This window comes from Rhizobium sp. PRIMUS64 (assembly GCF_023006465.1).
GTDB classification, from domain to species: Bacteria; Pseudomonadota; Alphaproteobacteria; order Rhizobiales; family Rhizobiaceae; genus Rhizobium; species Rhizobium leguminosarum.
In genome coordinates this window covers 1-17,588 of record NZ_JALBGX010000063.1, presented here as the reverse complement: position 1 = coordinate 17,588, position 17,588 = coordinate 1, and the positions used below count along the sequence as shown (strand labels likewise).

15 protein-coding genes are annotated in these 17,588 nt (G+C 61.1%); 8 read left to right on the top strand and 7 right to left on the bottom strand.

Annotated features, from left to right (window positions below):
* Positions 1-50 precede the first annotated feature (50 nt).
* Entirely contained in the window at positions 51-821 is a 771-nt protein-coding gene (locus MOV76_RS22825) for an N-formylglutamate amidohydrolase (protein WP_247265340.1), read from the bottom strand.
* A 179-nt stretch (positions 822-1,000) separates the two neighbouring features.
* On the opposite strand from MOV76_RS22825, the gene MOV76_RS22820 reads away from it, so the two are divergent.
* The 6 genes from MOV76_RS22820 (at position 1,001) to MOV76_RS22795 (ending at position 6,493) form a co-directional block, all read left to right on the top strand.
* Positions 1,001-1,873, top strand: a complete 873-nt coding sequence (locus tag MOV76_RS22820) for a MurR/RpiR family transcriptional regulator (RefSeq protein ID WP_105006800.1) — start codon at positions 1,001-1,003, stop codon at positions 1,871-1,873.
* A gap of 190 nt (positions 1,874-2,063) precedes the next feature.
* Positions 2,064-3,167, top strand: a complete 1,104-nt coding sequence (locus tag MOV76_RS22815; RefSeq protein ID WP_018242904.1) for an ABC transporter substrate-binding protein — start codon at positions 2,064-2,066, stop codon at positions 3,165-3,167.
* A gap of 71 nt (positions 3,168-3,238) precedes the next feature.
* A complete protein-coding gene (locus MOV76_RS22810; protein ID WP_018242905.1) occupies positions 3,239-4,132 on the top strand; it encodes an ABC transporter permease subunit in 894 nt (297 codons plus the stop codon).
* A complete protein-coding gene (locus MOV76_RS22805) occupies positions 4,129-4,917 on the top strand; it encodes an ABC transporter permease (protein ID WP_018446585.1) in 789 nt (262 codons plus the stop codon). Before MOV76_RS22810 ends, MOV76_RS22805 begins: the two co-directional genes overlap by 4 nt.
* A 12-nt stretch (positions 4,918-4,929) precedes the next feature.
* The gene (locus tag MOV76_RS22800; protein ID WP_028732867.1) at positions 4,930-5,991 is read left to right on the top strand and encodes an ABC transporter ATP-binding protein; all 1,062 of its coding nucleotides are present in this window, start codon (positions 4,930-4,932) and stop codon (positions 5,989-5,991) included.
* A gap of 196 nt (positions 5,992-6,187) precedes the next feature.
* A complete protein-coding gene (locus MOV76_RS22795; protein WP_131704321.1) occupies positions 6,188-6,493 on the top strand; it encodes an NIPSNAP family protein in 306 nt (101 codons plus the stop codon).
* Positions 6,494-6,567: 74 nt separating this feature from the next.
* Here the strand turns inward: MOV76_RS22795 and MOV76_RS22790 are convergent, their stop codons facing one another.
* The 5 genes from MOV76_RS22790 to MOV76_RS22770 all read right to left on the bottom strand — a co-directional run bounded on the left by MOV76_RS22790 (position 6,568) and on the right by MOV76_RS22770 (position 11,906).
* Positions 6,568-7,569, bottom strand: a complete 1,002-nt coding sequence (locus MOV76_RS22790; protein ID WP_247265339.1) for an ABC transporter ATP-binding protein — start codon at positions 7,567-7,569, stop codon at positions 6,568-6,570.
* Between the two features lie 10 nt (positions 7,570-7,579).
* Positions 7,580-8,638, bottom strand: a complete 1,059-nt coding sequence (locus MOV76_RS22785) for a Gfo/Idh/MocA family oxidoreductase (RefSeq protein WP_309506387.1) — start codon at positions 8,636-8,638, stop codon at positions 7,580-7,582.
* Positions 8,635-9,474: a carbohydrate ABC transporter permease gene (locus tag MOV76_RS22780; RefSeq protein ID WP_018074095.1), complete on the bottom strand. Its 840-nt coding sequence runs from the start codon at positions 9,472-9,474 to the stop codon at positions 8,635-8,637. Before MOV76_RS22780 ends, MOV76_RS22785 begins: the two co-directional genes overlap by 4 nt.
* Before the next feature lie 9 nt (positions 9,475-9,483).
* Complete coding sequence (locus MOV76_RS22775; protein ID WP_018242910.1) at positions 9,484-10,431, bottom strand: carbohydrate ABC transporter permease; 948 nt, start codon at positions 10,429-10,431, stop codon at positions 9,484-9,486.
* Between the two features lie 218 nt (positions 10,432-10,649).
* Entirely contained in the window at positions 10,650-11,906 is a 1,257-nt protein-coding gene (locus MOV76_RS22770; protein ID WP_018242912.1) for an ABC transporter substrate-binding protein, read from the bottom strand.
* A 532-nt stretch (positions 11,907-12,438) separates the two neighbouring features.
* Between MOV76_RS22770 and MOV76_RS22765 the strand changes: the two genes are divergently transcribed.
* Together MOV76_RS22765 and MOV76_RS22760 are read left to right on the top strand one after the other, a co-directional pair.
* Complete coding sequence (locus MOV76_RS22765) at positions 12,439-13,323, top strand: N-acetylglucosamine kinase (protein ID WP_247265338.1); 885 nt, start codon at positions 12,439-12,441, stop codon at positions 13,321-13,323.
* Entirely contained in the window at positions 13,320-14,084 is a 765-nt protein-coding gene (locus tag MOV76_RS22760) for a GntR family transcriptional regulator (RefSeq protein ID WP_018242914.1), read from the top strand. Before MOV76_RS22765 ends, MOV76_RS22760 begins: the two co-directional genes overlap by 4 nt.
* Positions 14,085-14,218: 134 nt before the next feature.
* On the opposite strand, the gene metH is transcribed toward MOV76_RS22760, so the two are convergent.
* Positions 14,219-17,588, bottom strand: a 3,370-nt coding sequence (gene metH / locus MOV76_RS22755) for a methionine synthase (protein ID WP_247265337.1), incomplete at its 5' end; no start/stop codon positions are given.

Here is a 17,588-nt window from a genome sequence, read left to right as displayed (position 1 = left end):
GCCGTGCGGACGTCCGCAGTTAAACTGCTCCCTCGGGTCTTCTTTTTATGTCAGGCGTCCAGGCTTTGCTGGAGCAGCCCTTTCAGATAGTCGGCCATGACCCCTTGGCCGATATCGTCTGCGATGAGGTCGTTGCGGACCTCGATCATCACATTGCGCAAGCCGTTCGAAAGCCCGTGCAGGATCAGCGTGTGGGTCACGCCGTCCTGAGGCCCGTAAGGCTGGTTGCGTTCCGTCCTGTAAAGCGGCGCCTCGGCCGCAGCCTCCAGCATCCGGTCGGCAAGCCGGCTGTCGTCATCGTGCAATATGCCGAGTTCGACGGCGCGTTCGCGGCCATGATAGACCGGCGTGAAGCTGTGCATCGTCACGATGACGCTGTCTTGTCCCCTCGCCCGGCGATCGCGGATCAGTCCGCGAATGGCGTCATGGAAAGGCACGTAGAGCGCGTCGGTGCGCGCAAGCCGTTCTTCAGGGCTCAAATCCTTGTTGCCGGGAACGGCGTAGATCTCGCTGGTTTCCGGCATGGCGCCGGGTGAACTGGGCGGCCGGTTGCAGTCATAGATAAGCCGCGAGAACCGCTGGTAAACAAGCGTCGCGTCAAGCGCTTCCGATATGCTGCGGGCGACCGCAAGCGCGCCCGGGTCCCAGGCAATGTGACTGGAGAGCGCCTCGCTGGGCAGGCCGAGATCGCCGAAAAGGGCTGGAAGCGCATTCGAAGCGTGCTCGCAGATGAGAAGCACCGGACTCCGGCCGTGGATGCGCTCGATCCCGACGCAGTCACCGTCCGCTTCGCTGAGGATTTTCGGTCGGGCTAGCACCAAAGGCGCCACTCCTTATCCCTTAAAAAATTCCTTATGAAGAAAAGAATTCTTCAGGTTTCAACCTGTGTCAAGCATCCACTGAAAATTTCTTTTCATGACAGTGGTTGACATGGATTATGACAGCGTTGTTAACTTTGAGTGGGAAAGTGGCGCCAGACCATCCCGGGGAGCATAAGTACGTGACAGTTGCGTCGAAGACGGTTTCGGACGTCATACACTCGCATTTGGGGGTGTTGACGCGTGCCGAGAAGCAGCTGGCCGAAAGCCTGCTCGACAATTATCCGGTCTCCGGGCTCGGCAGCATCACCACGATCGCCGAGAACGCCGGCGTCTCGACGCCGACCGTCGTGCGCATGGTGCAGAAGCTCGGCTTCAAGGGCTATCCGGACTTTCAGGCGCATCTGCATCAGGAAGTCGAGGCGACGATCTCGAACCCCATCGCCAAACATGACCGCTGGGCGCAGAACGCCCCAGGCACCCATATTCTCAACCGTTTCGCCGATGCGATCATGGGCAATCTGCGCCAGACGCTGACCGATCTCGACACCGCGACTTTCGACAGCGTCGCCGCGTTGCTCTCCGACCGTAAGCGCGGCCTTTATTTCGTCGGTGGTCGCATCACTGGCGCGCTTGCCGAATATTTCTTCACCCATATGCAGGTCATCCGGCCGGCAACGACGCTGCTATCGTCGAATTCCAGCAGCTGGCCGCAATATGTCCTCAACATGAATGCCGGCGACATCCTGATCATCTTCGACATCCGCCGCTACGAGCAGGAGATGGTGAGCCTCGCCACCGCCGCCCGCAAGCGTGGCGCCGAAATCGTCGTTTTTACCGACCAGTGGGGCTCGCCCGCCGCCAAGCTCGCCAGGCATGCTTTTCGCGTCCGGATCGAGGCGCCGTCGGCCTGGGATTCATCCGTCGTCACCCTTTTCATCGTCGAAGCGCTGATCGAGGCCGTTCAGAATTCGACCTGGGACGAGACGAAGGAGCGCATGAAGACACTGGAAGGCCTGTTCGAGCAGACCAGGCTTTTCCGTAAACCCGGCTAGGAGGACAAGATTAAAACAGAAGAAAAACAATGGCGGATTTTCACGGAACCACGGCGCGCTGTCGCAAATGAAACATTGCCGCAACCGCCTGCTATTTAGGGTGAAATGAACGTCATCCAATCGTCATACAAGCTTCATGTAAGCTCATTAACAGCATCGCCAGACACTGAAAACCCGAAGGAGAACAACAGTGATCTCTAACATTTCTCGACTACTGTCGCTTTCTACTGCGATGATCGTGGCTTCGACCGCGATTGCCGCTGCCGAGCCGAGCGCTGAACTTATCGCCGCCGCCAAGAAGGAAGGCACTCTGACGACGATCGCTCTTCCGCACGACTGGTGCGGCTACGGCGAAGTCATTGCCGGCTTCAAGGCCAAGTATGGCCTCGAGGTCAACGAGCTCAACCCGGATGCGGGTTCGGGCGACGAAGTCGAAGCCATCAAGGCCAACAAGGGCAACACCGGCCCGCAGGCTCCTGACGTCATCGACGTCGGCCTCTCTTTCGGCCCGTCTGCCAAGAAAGACGGCCTGATCCAGCCTTACAAGGTCTCCACCTGGGACTCCATCCCGGATACCGCCAAGGATGCCGAAGGCTACTGGTACGGCGACTACTACGGCGTTCTCTCGTTCCTCGTGAATAAGGATCTCGTCAAGGAATCGCCGGCCGATTGGGCCGACCTGAAAAAGAGCGACTACGCAAATAGCGTTGCCCTCGCAGGCGACCCGCGCACCGCCAACCAGGCCGTCCAGGGCGTCTATGCCGCCGGTCTTTCCGCATCCGGCGGTGACGCTGCCAAGGCCGGCGAAGAAGGTCTGAAATTCTTCGCCGAACTGAACAAGAACGGCAATTTCGTGCCGGTCGTCGGCAAGGCGGCTCCGTTCGCGCAGGGCTCGACGCCGATCATCGTTGCCTGGGATTACAACGCCCTCTCCTGGGGAGAAAGCCTCAAGGGCAATCCTCCGTTCGAGGTCGTCGTTCCGAAGTCGGGCGTCGTTGCCGGTGTCTACGTCCAGGCTATCTCCGCCTTCGCTCCGCACCCGAACGCTGCCAAGCTCTGGATGGAATACCTTTATTCCGACGAAGGTCAGCTCGGCTGGCTGAAGGGCTATTGCCACCCGATCCGCTTCAACGATCTTGCCAAGAACAACAAGATCCCGAAGGAACTGCTCGACAAGCTGCCGCCGGCTGCAGCCTATGAAAAGGCCGTTTTCCCGACGCTCGAAGAACAGTCCGCTGGCAAGGAAGCCATCACCAAGAACTGGGATTCCGTCGTCGGCGCCGCCGTCAAGTAGCCTCTAATCCTGCCTCCCCGCCGCAAGGCGGGGAGGTTTTCTCACTCCGACGCCCCAGGATGAGCTTTTCCATGAGCACCGTTTCAACGCCTATGGTGCGCAGTGCCCCCTTGATCAACAGAGATCGCGTGATCGACTGGCTGGGCATTGCACCCTTCATCATTTTCTCCCTGCTGTTCCTGATCATCCCCACGCTTTATCTTGTGGCGGGCGCATTCCTGACGCCCGAGGGCGATTTCACGCTGAAGAATATCGGTGATCTCTTTACCCCATCCATCATGAGCGCCTACTCGATCAGTATCCGTGTCTCGGTGGCGTCGGCTCTAGGCGGTGCGCTGATCGGCTTCTTCCTCGCCTGGGCCGTCGTGCTCGGTGGCCTGCCCGCCTCCGTCCGTTCGACGCTCTTGACCTTCTCCGGTGTCGCCTCGAATTTCGCCGGCGTGCCCCTTGCCTTCGCCTTTCTCGCAACGCTCGGCCGCACCGGGCTTGTGACGATTTTCCTGCGCGAATGGTTCGGCTTCAATCTCTACGGCACCGGCTTCAATCTGCTGTCCTTCTTAGGCCTCACCATCACCTACATGTATTTCCAGATACCGCTGATGGTGCTGATCCTGACGCCGGCCCTCGACGGCATGAAGAAGGAATGGCGTGAAGCCTCGCAGATCCTCGGCGCCACCAACCGCCAGTACTGGACGATGGTCGCGCTGCCGATCCTTTGGCCGAGCCTGCTCGGCACGACGCTGTTGCTCTTCGCCAATGCTTTCGGCGCCATCGCCACCGCTTTCGCGCTGACCGGCAGCTCGCTGAACATCGTGCCGATCCTGCTCTACGCGCAGATCCGCGGCGACGTTCTGCACAATGCCAATCTCGGTTACGCCATCGCGCTCGGCATGATCGTCATCACCGGCGTCTCCAACGTCCTTTACCTCATGCTGCGCATGCGCGCCGAACGGTGGCAGAAATGAAAGCTCAACGTCTCGGAGCCTGGATCGCTGTCATTCTGGGTGCATCCTATTTCGTCATTCCGTTGATCGGCACAATCGAGTTTTCGTTGCGCATGCGCCGCGGCGAATACAGCCTCGATGCTTATGAGTCGGTATTCTCCGACATTCAGTTCCGCGAGACCTTCGGCTATTCCATGTTGATGGCGCTTCTGACCATCGTCTTCGGCATGCTGCTCGTCGTGCCGACGGCCTATTGGGTGCGCCTGCGCCTGCCGCAGATGCGTCCGGTCGTCGAATTCATCACGCTGCTGCCGCTTGTCATTCCGGCGATCGTCATCGTCTTCGGTTACCTCAGAATGTATAATTCGTCCTCTTACCTACCGTTGACGGGTTCGACGACCGGCACCAACGCCCTGCTGGTCTTCTCCTATATCACGCTGTCCCTGCCCTATATGTACCGCGCCGTCGACACCGCCATGCGCGCGATCGACGTCCGCACGCTGACGGAAGCGGCCGAAAGCCTCGGCGCCCGATGGACGACCATCATGTTCAAGTGCATTTTCCCGAATGTCATGAGCGGCGTGCTCTCAGGCGCTTTCATCACGCTGGCGATCGTCATGGGCGAATTCACCTTTGCCGCACTTTTGAACCGTCCGGCCTTCGGTCCCTACCTGCAGCTCGTCGGCGCCAACAAGGCCTACGAGCCTTCGGCGCTTGCGGTCATCGCCTTCTCGATCACCTGGCTCAGCATGGGCCTGCTCAACCTCGTTTCCCGCTTCGGCAAAGCCGCCCCGGCAAAGGCTTAAGGTATCTGGCTCATGTCTTTTCTCACGCTGAACAACATTCAGAAATCCTTCGGCCCGGTTCAGGTCGTCAAGAACTTCAACATGACGATCGAGAAGGGTGAGTTCATCTCCTTCCTCGGACCGTCGGGCTGCGGCAAGACGACCGTCCTGCGCATGATCGCCGGCTTTGAAACGCCGACCGGCGGCACGCTGACCATCAACGGCAAGGATCAAAGCTCGCTGAAGCCGAACCAGCGCAATATCGGCATGGTGTTCCAGGCCTACGCGTTGTTCCCCAACATGACGGTGCACGACAACGTCGCCTTCGGCCTCAAGGTGGCAGGCGCGCCGAAGCCTGAGATCGACGCCCGCGTCAAGGAAATGCTCGGCCTGATCAAGCTCGATCACCTGGCCGACCGCTTCCCCTATCAACTGTCGGGCGGCCAGCAGCAGCGTGTCGCCCTTGCCCGTGCGCTTGCTGTCAAGCCGCAGGTGCTGCTGCTCGACGAGCCGCTCTCCGCACTCGACGCCAAGATCCGCGTGTCGCTGCGCGAGGAAATCCGCCAGATCCAGCAGCAACTCGGCATCACCACGGTCTTCGTCACCCACGATCAGGAGGAAGCCCTGTCAATCTCCGACCGCATTGTCGTCATGAATGCCGGTAAGGCCGACCAAATCGGTTCGCCCTTCGAGATCTACAATACGCCGGCGACGCGCTTCGTCGCCTCCTTCGTCGGCACGCTGAACCTCATCGAGGCCAAGGTCGTCGATCCCGATACCAACCGCATCCAGATCGGCGATCAGGGCATAACGCTGAAGCAGTCCGTCGCCGCCCACAAGGCCGGCGAAACCATTTCGCTAGCCCTGCGTCCGGAAGCCGGCTCGCTCTCCGACAGCGTCAAGAGCGACACGGCGCTGACCGGTCAGGTCGTTTCGGCCCATTTTCTGGGGTCGGTCATCCGCACCCGCATGAATGTTGGCGGCAACGTCATCTCCTTCGACATGTTCAACAGCCCGGGCACCACCCCGCCGCAGGCCGGCGAAACGGTAACGCTGCGCTTCATGGCAGCCGACCTGCTCATCATCCGCGACTAACCAGCGTAGCGCGACCTCGCCTGGAAGGCGCCGCCGACGCGGCGCTTTTTTCATTTCAGGCCGGCCGACCTGTCAGCAAACGTGATGCAGCCATCACCGTAAAGCACTTGAACTCTCCCAGCCCAGTGCCAGAAGTTGAATAGACCAAATGAGCCGGGCAGCCCTCCGCCCGGCATTTACGCGATGGGATATGTCAATGATTACCTGCCACCTGCGTTATGTGATCGATCCGTACAAGCTTGCCGAATTCGAGGAATATGCCCGGCTCTGGATTCCGATCGTCAACAGAATGGGCGGCACCCATCACGGTTATTTCCTGCCGTCCGAAGGCGCCAACAACATTGCCGTTGCCTTGTTTTCCTTCCCGAGCCTTGCCACCTACGAGGACTATCGCACACGCATGGCGAGCGATCCGGAATGTCAGGCCGCTTTCGAACTCGACAAACGCAACCGCAGTATCGTCAGCTATGAACGCAGCTTCATGCGGCCCGTGCTCGGCTGAGCGAACCGCACACGACGGGAAACGAAAAAGCCCCGCCAGGCTGGCTGGCGGGGCTTTTTCGTTCTGTCATGCGCTTAGCGGATCGCCTGGTCGTCTACATCGAAGCGATGCACATGCGCCTGGTCGGGGGTCGCATAGACAATCTCGTCCGGCTCATACTGGTGCTCGCCGAACAGACGCGCCGTCAACAGGCCGCATTGATCAGATTCCAGATAGATGATCGTGTCGGCGCCGAGATGCTCGACATGCACGACCTTCGCAGCCCAAGTTCCCTGTTCGCGCGACAACGTCAGGTGTTCGGGACGCACGCCGATCGTCTTGGCGCTGTGATCGCCGACCTTCTCGGCCGCGATGAAATTCATCTGCGGCGAGCCGATGAAGCCGGCGACGAAAACATTGGCCGGACGCTTATAGAGTTCCATCGGCGAACCGATCTGCTCGATCGCCCCGGCATTCAAGACAACGATCTTGTCGGCAAGTGTCATCGCCTCGACCTGATCGTGGGTGACATAGATCATCGTCGCCTTCAGACTGCGGTGCAGCCGGGCGATTTCGAGCCGGGTCTGGACGCGCAGCGCCGCATCGAGGTTCGACAGCGGTTCGTCGAACAGGAAGAGTTCGGGTTCGCGTACGATGGCACGGCCGATGGCGACGCGCTGGCGCTGGCCGCCGGAGAGCTCGGCCGGCCGCCGCGCCAGATAGGGTTCCAGCGAAAGCATGCCGGATGCCTTGCCGACACGCTTGTCGATCTCGTCCCTGGCGGTGCCGGCCTGCTTGAGACCAAGCCCCATATTGTCCTTGACCGTCAGATGGGGATAGAGCGCGTAAGACTGGAACACCATGGCGATGCCGCGCTTGGCCGGCGGCGTCAGCGTCTCATCGCGACCATTGATGACGACGGCGCCTGATGTGACGTCTTCGAGGCCAGCGATGCTGCGCAGCAGCGTCGATTTCCCACAGCCCGACGGCCCGACGAAGATGACGAATTCGCCGTCCTTGACCTCGAGGTCGATGCCTTTCAGCACCTCATGCGTGCCATAGGTCTTGCGGATGGATTTGAGTTGAAGCGATCCCACTGTTTTTCCCTTACAATCTGACCGGCTGGCCGGTACGCACGCTCTCGTCGGCGGCAAGGCAGATGCGCAGCGACGCCACCGCATCCGCCATATGGCGGTCGAGGTCCAGATCCTCGCGGATCGCCCTCAGCATGAAGGCCTGTTCCAGGTCGCAGAGCGCCTGATGGCCGGGTTCGCCTTCCATCGTCATGTCCTGGTCGGGTCGGATGAACTTGCCGTCAGGCCCGGTCTCGGCCGTGTGCAGCCGGATCACCGAGGTCTTGGTGTGGGTGTCGATATCGTCGGACTTGGCGTTCGGTTCCATGACGATCGACACCGCGCCTTTTGGCGACATCACATCCTTCACGAAGAAGGCGGTCTCCGAGATCATCGGGCCCCAGCCGGCCTCGTACCAGCCGACCGAACCATCCTCGAACAGCACCTGCAGGTGACCGTAATTATACATGTCGGCGGCGATCTCTTCCGACATACGCAGCCCCATGCCACGCACCTCGACAGCCTTGGCGTCGGTGATCTGGCACATGACGTCGACATAATGCACGCCGCAATCGACGATCGGCGAGGTGGTGCGCATCAGCGACTTGTGCGTCGCCCAGGTCGGGCCGCTGGACTGCTGGTTGAGGTTCATGCGGAAGACGTAAGGTGGACCGAGCTTGCGCGCCTCTTCGATCAGCTTCATCCAGGAAGGATGATGGCGAAGGATATAACCGATTACCAGCTTGCGCCCCGCCTTCTTAGCTGCCGCGACGACGCGCTCGGCATCGGCGACGGTGGTTGCAAGCGGCTTTTCCACGAAGACGTCGCAGCCGGCCTCGAAGGCGGCGACGGCATAATCGGCATGACTGTCAGAGTAGGTGTTGATGGAGCAGAGGTCCGGCTTCAGCTCGGCGAGCGCCGCCGTGAAGTCGGGATGGATCGTATAGCCCTGCAACTCAGGCTCCAATTGCGGCGTCGAGCGGTTGACGAGACCGACGATCTCGAAGCCGGGATTGTTGTGATAGGCGAGCGCATGGCTGCGACCCATATTGCCGAGGCCGGCAACGAGGACACGGATCGGTTTTACTGTCACTTGACGGCTCCTGACGTGATGCCGCGGATCAGCTGCCGCGAGAAGATGACGTAGAGGACGAGGATGGGCAGGATCGCCAGTGACAGCGCCGCCAGCACCGCGTTCCAGTTGGTGACGAACTGGCCGATAAAGATCTGCGAGCCGAGTGTGACCGTCTTGGTGGCCTCGGAGGGCGCTAGAATCAGCGGGAACCAGAGGTCGTTCCAGATCGGGATCATCGTGAACACCGCGACCGTCGCCATCGCAGGGCGCACCAGCGGCAGCACCAGACGGAAGAAGATCGCATATTCGGAAAGCCCGTCGATGCGCCCGGCATTCTTCAGATCGTCCGAAACCGTGCGCATGAATTCCGACAGGATGAAGATCGCCAGCGGTATGCCCTGCGCGGTATAGACGAGGACCAGCGCCGTCAGCGTATTGACGAGGCCGGCCGCGACCATGCCCTGCAGGATCGCCACCGTGCCGAGACGGATCGGGATCATGATGCCGATCGCCATGTAGAGACCAAGCAGCATATTGCCGCGGAAACGATACTCCGAGAGCGCGAAGGCCGCCATGGCGCCGAAGAGCAGCACCAGCAAGATCGAGACGATCGTGACGATGAAGCTGTTCTGGAAATAGGTGGCGAAATCGCCCTGCCCGAGCACCGTCTGATAGCCGACGAGGCTGAAGGTCGACGGCGTCGGGATCATCAGCGGCTCGCGGAAGATCGAGGCACGATCCTTGAACGAGTTGACGATGGTCAGAAACACCGGAAACAGCGCGACCAGCGTATAGGCGCTCAGCGCCAGATGCACGAGGCCGGTGCGGATGGGAGATGTGCGTGCCTTGGACATGCGCGCTCCTCAGAACTGGTAGCGACGCATGCGCCGCTGGATGACGAACAGATAAAGCGAGACGCCGGCGAGAATGATGAGGAACATCACCGTGGCGATGGTCGCGCCCATCGAGCGGTCGCCGAGCTGAAGCTGGAAACCGAAGAAGGTGCGGTAGAGCAGCGTGCCGAGAATGTCGGTCGACATGTCTGGCCCGGCAAGCGCCCCCTGCACGGTATAGATCAGGTCGAAGGCGTTGAAATTGCCGACGAAAGTCAGGATCGAGATAATGCCGATCGCCGGCAGGATGAGCGGCAGCTTGATTTTCCAGAATTGGGCCCAGCCGGTGATGCCGTCGCATTCGGCCGCCTCGATCACCTCTTCGGGGATGCTGAGCAGTGCGGCATAGATCAGCATCATCGGAATGCCGATATATTGCCAGTTCGAGATCAGCGACACCGCGATCAGCGCCGAACCGGACTTACCGAGCCAGGGCGCGAACAGGAATTTCAAGCCGATGAGATCGAGCATCCACGGCGCCACACCCCAGATCGGCGAGAGGATGAGCTTCCAGATGAAGCCAACGATGACGAAGGATAAGAGCGTCGGCAGAAACATCGCCGTGCGGTAGAAGGCAACGCCGCGCAGCTTCGGCACCGAAAGCAGGGCGGCAAGCGCCACGCCTATCGGGTTCTGCACGCACATGTGGATGGCAAAGAAGATTAGGTTATTGACAAGGGCATTCCAGAAATCGCGCGCCCAGCGCGCATCGCCGAACAGCACCTTGAAATTCGCCAGTCCGACGAAGGCCGGCTGCCCGTCGACCGTATTGTAGAGCGACAACCGGAGCGTTTCGATAAGGGGCAGCACCATGACGGCGGAATAGACGATCAGGGCCGGCAGCATGAAGACGAAGATGTGCCAGCGCACCGGGCGCCTGATCGGGACGATATCGACCGCGTTGTCGGTTTCGCTCATGGCTTTTGCCTGTTCTTGTCGACTGGCCGCAAGGCGCAGCACAGATGGAAAACATTGCGCCTCACCCTGCCCTTCTCTCCGGCTGCGGGGAGAAGGAACGTGCCCTGCTGAAATGCCATGTCGGGCTGGGAGGTCGCTGCGAGTCTCCTTCTCCCCGCAAGCGGGAGAAGGTGGCCAGCAGGCCGGACGAGGGGCGGCAAACGCCGCCCCTGATCACATCACTTGGCCGGCTTGTACCAGCTGTCGAGGCCCTTCTGGAGCTTTTCGGCAGCAACCGCAGGCGTATCCGTGCCGTTGATCACATTGGCCGATTCGACCCAGGTCTCGTTTTCGAGGTTCGGCGTGCCGCGCGACAGGATCTGATAGGTCGAGCGCATGGTCGACTTGTACGGGCCGCGCCAGGAGACGAACTCCTGAGCGAGCGGATCGGACATCTTGACCGGGGTGGAGTTCAGGCTGAAGAAGCCCGGCAGCGAGTTCGCATAGATGTCGGCGAACTCAGGCGAAGCAACCCAACTGAGGAACTTCTTGGCTTCCTCGGCATGTGTGCTCTTCGCGTTCAAGGCGACGCCGATGTCCGGATGGTCGGAGATGTAGCCGGTGTCACCGGCCTTCGGAACCGGCGGCGGGAAGGCGCCCATCTTGAACTGGGCCTGGCTGTTGAACAGCGAGATTTCCCACGAACCGGCCGGGTAGATGGCGGCACGGCCGAGCGTGAAGAGATTCTGGCTGTCCGAATAGGTCTGGGCTTCGAAACCGTCGCCGAGATAGGGCTTCCACTTGGCAAGCTCTTCATAGGGCTTGACCCATTCGGCGTCGGTCAGCTTCTGCTTGCCTTCGATCAAGGCCTTACGGCCTTCCTCACCCTTCCAGTAGTTCGGGCCGATATTCTGGTAGCCCATGGTGGCGGCCTCCCAGAGATCCTTGGTGCCCATGGCGAGCGGGATGTAGGTGCCGTCGGCCTTGATCTTGTCGAGCGCTGCGTAGAACTCGTCCTGCGTCTTCGGCACGGAGATGCCGAGCTTATCGAAGGCATCCTTGTTATAGATGAAACCGTGGATGACCGATGCCATCGGCACGCAGAAGGTCGACTTGCCATCGTCGGTCGCCCAGGCGGCCTTGGCGACCGGAGAGAAGTTCTCCATGCCCGGCAGGCTGGTGATGTCGACGAGCTGTTTCTTGTTGAAGAGCTCGAGCGAGGTGAACGGACGGCAGGTGATGATGTCGCCTGCGGAACCGGCATCGAGCTTGGCGTTCAGCGAAGCATTGTATTCGGTCGGCGCGGTCGGCGAGAAGACGATCTTGATGCCCGGGTTCTTGGCTTCGAACGCCGGAATGATCTTTTCCTGCCAGATCTGCAGGTCGTCGTTACGCCAGCTTTCGAGCGTCAGCGTGACGTCGGCGGCATGGACGAGACCTGCCGGCGTCAGCAGGCTAGAGGCAAGCAGCAAGCTTTTCAGAGCAGTGTTTTTCATTTCCCTCTCCTGTTGTCAGGCGCCGAAGGCGCCGTTTTTCGATCTGAAACAAGCAATTGGCGTGTCTGAGGAAACACCCCAATGCCCCTTGGAGGACCGCCAGCGACTGCCGGCCCCGAAAGCTCGTGGACGCAAAGGCGGATCGCCTGCGGCCGGAAGTGCGCGCCTTCCCGGTGGCCTGCACCGGGCGTGGCGAAATGACGAGGGAAAGCCGATGGATGCCTGAACTCAACCACTGGCCACACGGGCCGGCAGGTGTCCTTGCAATCATCCTCGAAGCGGTTCCGGCTTGGCTTTACTGCCGGATTTCGTGGGCTTCGAAACGCTGTTCCCTTTGATCGAATTAAGGCCAAAAAAATACCAATTGTCCAGCCGAATTTAACTTTTTCGCTGCCAAAAATTCATTAAAAAATTTTATAAAGCAAAATCAATAAGATAAAAAGATTGATTTTCTCCTTCATTCCCACTTGGTAAATGGTATTTTTTTGGTATTGTATTAAAAAACATGGGGAACGGCATATTCGGAGGCCCGATGACGGAGCTTGCAATCGGCATAGACGGCGGCGGAACGAGCTGCCGAGCCGCGGTCGCGGACAGAAACGGCAATATCATCGGCCGCGGCAAATCAGGCCCTGCCAACATTCTGTCGGATCTCGAAAACTCTCTTCTCAATATCGTTGAATCCGCCCGGCAGGCGCTGCGCGATGCCGGGCTTGCTGCAGAAACCATTTCCTCCGTCGCAGCCGTCGTCGGCGTCGCAGGCGCCAATGTCGGGGATTACGGCAGGCGAATCGAAAAGGCCCTGCCCTTTGCCGAAGGCCGCGTCGTCACCGATGCGCTGATCGCGCTGCAGGGCGCGCTCGGCGATGCCGACGGCATCGTCGGCGCCTTCGGCACCGGCTCGGTCTATAACGCCCGTAGGGATGGCCGACTGAATGGCATCGGCGGCTGGGGTTTCGTCGTCGGCGACCAGGCAAGCGGCGCCCGCCTCGGTCGCGACCTCCTGGAACGATCGCTGCTCGCCCATGACGGAGTGCGCCCGGCATCGCCGATCACCGAAGCGGTCATGGCCGAATACGGCAATGATCCGGAGCGCATCGTCGAATTCGCGCATTCGGCAAGACCGAAGGACTTTGCCGGCTACGCACCGATCGTCTTCCAACATGCGGCCAAGGGCGATGCCGTCGCGGTCGGCATCGTCACGGATGCCGCAACGGCGATCGGGGAAAGCCTCGACGCGCTGCTCTGGCCCGAATGCCCGTCGATCTGCCTGCTCGGAGGTCTTGCCGAAGCCTATGAACCCTGGCTTTCCGAACGCTACAGGCCGCTGCTTGCCAGACCGAAGAACGATGCCTTGCACGGCGCAGTGGAACTTGCGGTGAAGCTCCTGAACGACCGACAGAGAGGTGCGGCATGAGCGACGACCTCGCTACCATCCTGTCCCTGGAGCGCCTGCAGGCTGCCGGCACCGGCCCGCTCTACGTCAAGCTGCGCCGCATGCTCGAAGAGGCCGTGCGCACCGGCACGCTCGGCCACGGCGATGCGCTGCCGCCGGAACGTGACATCGCCGAATTCGCCGCCGTCAGCCGCGTCACCGTGCGAAAGGCGATCGACGATCTTGTCGCCGACGGCCTGCTGGTGCGCCGCCACGGCTCGGGCACCTTCGTCGCCAAGCCGGTCTCCAAGGTCGAGCAACGCCTGTCGCAGCTCACCTCCTTTACTGAGGATATGGCGCGCCGCGGCATGTCCTCCCGCTCCGAATGGCTGCACAAGGGCATCCACACCCCCTCGCCCGACGAGATGATGATCCTTGGCCTCGGTACCGACGTCAAGGTTTCGCGCCTCTCCCGCCTGCGCATCGCCGACGACCAGCCGCTGGCGATCGAGAACGCTAGCGTTTCCGGCGAATTCCTGCCCGATCCCTCAGCCGTCACCAATTCACTCTATGCCGAACTCGAACGCCTCCAGGTTCGCCCCGTGCGCGCCGTGCAGCGCATCTCGGCGACCAACATGAAGGAAGCCGACGCCCAGCTTCTCGGCGTCTCCGTGGGTGCGGCCGGCCTGTCGATCGAGCGTATCTCCTATCTCGGCTCCGGCCGCGCCGTCGAATTCACCCGCTCGCTCTATCGCGGCGACGCCTATGATTTCGTCGCGGAGTTGACGATCGCGGTGACTTGAACCGCAAAGCCGACAGCATCGGCTCCAAGGAATAATCTTCTTGATTTTCAAAAGCATGGAGCCGGAAAGTGAATCACTTTCCGGCTCCATCATTTCTTGAATCACTTTATCAGCGGACGACGCCAAACGGCTGGTTACGCCGCATCCTCGATCTCGGTTTCGACCTTGCGCGGCACGTAGTTCAGCACCGGTCCGAGCCAGCGCTCGACTTCGGAGACCTCCATACCCTTGCGGGCCGCATAGTCTTCCACCTGATCGCGCTCCACCTTGGCGACGCCGAAATAATAGGAGTCGGGATGGCCGATATAGAGGCCGGAGACCGAGGAGCCCGGCCACATCGCATAGCTCTCCGTCAGCTTCACGCCGGCCGCCTTTTCAGCGTCGAGCAGCTTGAACAGCGTTGCCTTTTCGGTGTGGTCAGGCTGGGCGGGATAACCGGGCGCCGGGCGGATGCCGGCATAGGCTTCGGTGATGAGATCCTCCTTGCTGAGCGTCTCGTCCTTGGCATAGCCCCAGTATTCGCGTCGCACCTGCTCATGCATGCGCTCGGCAAAAGCTTCAGCGAAGCGGTCGGCCAACGCCTTGACGAGGATCGACGAATAATCGTCGTTCGCCCGTTCGAAACGCTCGGCGATGGCGATTTCCTCGATACCCGCCGTCACCACGAAGCCGCCAACATAATCCTGAACACCGCTTGTGACAGGCGCGACGAAGTCGGAGAGCGCCACGTTCGGCCGCCCGTCCCGCTTCGAAAGCTGCTGGCGCAGCGTATAGAAGGTCTCAAGCTCCTGTTTCCGGCTCTCGTCCGTGAACAACTGGATATCGTCGCCGACGGCGCCGGCCGGCCAGAAGCCGATGACGGCGCGCGGACGGAACCACTTTTCGTCGATGATCTTCTTGAGCATGGCCTGCGCATCCGCCCAGAGCGCGCGGGCTGCCTCGCCCTGCTTCTCGTCTTCCAGAATGGCGGGGTAACGACCGCGCAGTTCCCAAGTCTGGAAGAACGGCGTCCAGTCGATGTATTTGGCAAGCTCGGCCAGATCGTAATCCTCGAACACCCGCGTGCCGAAAAATTGCGGCTTCACCGGCTGGTAGGCAGACCAGTCGATCTTGTGGGCATTCTCGCGAGCCCGGGGCAACGGCAGGCGCACTTTCTCGGCCTCGCTGCGCGCATGGGCGGCCGCCACCTTGGCATATTCGGCTCTTATATCGTCGACATAGTTCTGCCGTGTCTCCGGCGACAGCAGCGCCGAAACAACGCCGACGGCGCGGCTCGCATCGGTGACGTAGACCGTCTGTCCCTTGTTGTAGCCCGGATGGATCTTCACGGCCGTATGCACGCGGCTGGTCGTCGCCCCGCCGATCAAAAGCGGGATCTCGAAACCCTGCCGCTCCATCTCGGCGGCAACATGCACCATCTCGTCAAGCGACGGCGTGATCAGGCCGGAAAGGCCGATGACGTCGACCTTTTCGGCAATGGCCGTTTCGAGGATCTTCGTCGCCGGCACCATGACGCCGAGGTCGACGATCTCGTAATTGTTGCAGGCAAGCACGACGCCAACAATGTTCTTGCCGATATCGTGCACGTCGCCCTTGACCGTCGCCATCAGGATCTTGCCGGCCGACCGGCGTTCATCGCCGCCGTTGAGGCGCTTTTCCTCTTCCATGTAGGGCAGCAGCACGGCCACCGCCTGCTTCATCACGCGCGCCGACTTGACCACCTGCGGCAGGAACATCTTGCCCGAGCCGAAAAGGTCGCCGACGACATTCATGCCGGCCATCAGCGGCCCCTCGATGACGTGCAGCGGCCGGGCGGCCTGCTGGCGCGCCTCTTCGGTATCGGCCTCGATATATTCGGTGATGCCGTTGACCAGCGCGTGTTCGAGACGCTTCTCGACGCTCCATTCGCGCCAGGAGAGATCCTGGACACGGCCTTCCCTGGCACCGGCGCCACGGAAACGCTCGGCCACTTCGAGCAGCCGCTCGGTGCCGTCGGGGCGGCGGTTCAGCACCACGTCCTCGCAGGCCTGGCGCAGTTCGGGATCGATATTGTCGTAGACGGCAAGCTGGCCGGCATTGACGATGCCCATGTCCATGCCAGCCTGGATGGCGTGGTAGAGGAACACGGCATGCATCGCCTCGCGCACCGGCTCGTTGCCGCGGAACGAGAAGGACAGGTTGGAGACGCCGCCCGAAATATGCACCAGCGGCATGCGCTCGCGGATCGTCCGAGTCGCCTCGATGAAATCGACGCCGTAATTATTGTGCTCTTCGATGCCGGTGGCGACCGCGAAGATGTTCGGATCGAAGATGATGTCCTCGGGCGGGTAGCCGATCTTCTCGGTCAGCAGCTTGTAGGCGCGCGTGCAGATATCCACCTTGCGCTCGTAGCTGTCCGCTTGCCCCGTCTCATCGAAGGCCATGACGACGACGGCGGCACCGTAATTGTGCAGCAGCCGCGCCTGGGCGAGGAAGTTCTCCTCGCCTTCCTTCAGCGAGATCGAGTTGACGATCGGCTTGCCCTGGACGCGCTTCAGGCCGGATTCGATGATCGAGAACTTCGACGAGTCGATCATGACAGGCACACGGGCGATGTCAGGCTCGGCGGCGATCAGGTTGAGGAACTCGACCATCGCCTTTTCGGAATCGATCAGCCCCTCGTCCATGTTGATGTCGATCACCTGCGCCCCGTTCTCGACCTGGTCGCGGGCGACATCGAGCGCTGCGGTGAAATCGGCGTTGGTGATCAGTTTGCGGAAGCGGGCCGAGCCGGTGACGTTGGTGCGCTCGCCGACATTGACGAAGGGAATGTCCTTCGTCAGTTCGAAGGGTTCGAGACCCGACAGCGACATGAAGGGTCGATGCTCGGGAATCGGCCGCGGCTTGTACTTGGCAACGGTCTCGGCGATCGCCTTGATATGCTCCGGCGTCGAGCCGCAGCAGCCGCCGACGATATTGACCAGGCCCTCGCGGGCGAAGCTGTCGATCTGCGCCGCCATCAGCTCCGGCGTTTCGTCATACTGGCCGAATTCGTTCGGCAGGCCGGCATTCGGATAGGCGCAGATGAAGGTGTCGGCAACACCCGAAAGCTCCTGCAGGTGCGGACGCATCGCATTGGCGCCGAGCGCGCAATTGAGCCCGATCGTGAAGGGATTGGCGTGGCGCACGGAATTCCAGAAGGCCGATGGCGTCTGGCCAGACAGCGTGCGGCCGGAAAGGTCGGTGATCGTGCCCGAGATCATCACGGGCAGGCGCACGCCCTTGGCCTCGAAGCGCTCCTCGCAAGCGAAGATCGCCGCCTTGGCGTTCAGCGTGTCGAAGATCGTCTCGATGAGGATGATGTCGGCGCCGCCGTCGATCAGCCCGTCGATCTGCTCGCCATAAGCGGAACGCAGATCGTCGAAGGTGACGGCGCGGAAACCCGGATTGTTGACGTCGGGCGAGATCGAGGCGGTGCGGTTGGTCGGCCCGATGGCGCCGGCGACGAAGCGGCGGCGGCCGTCC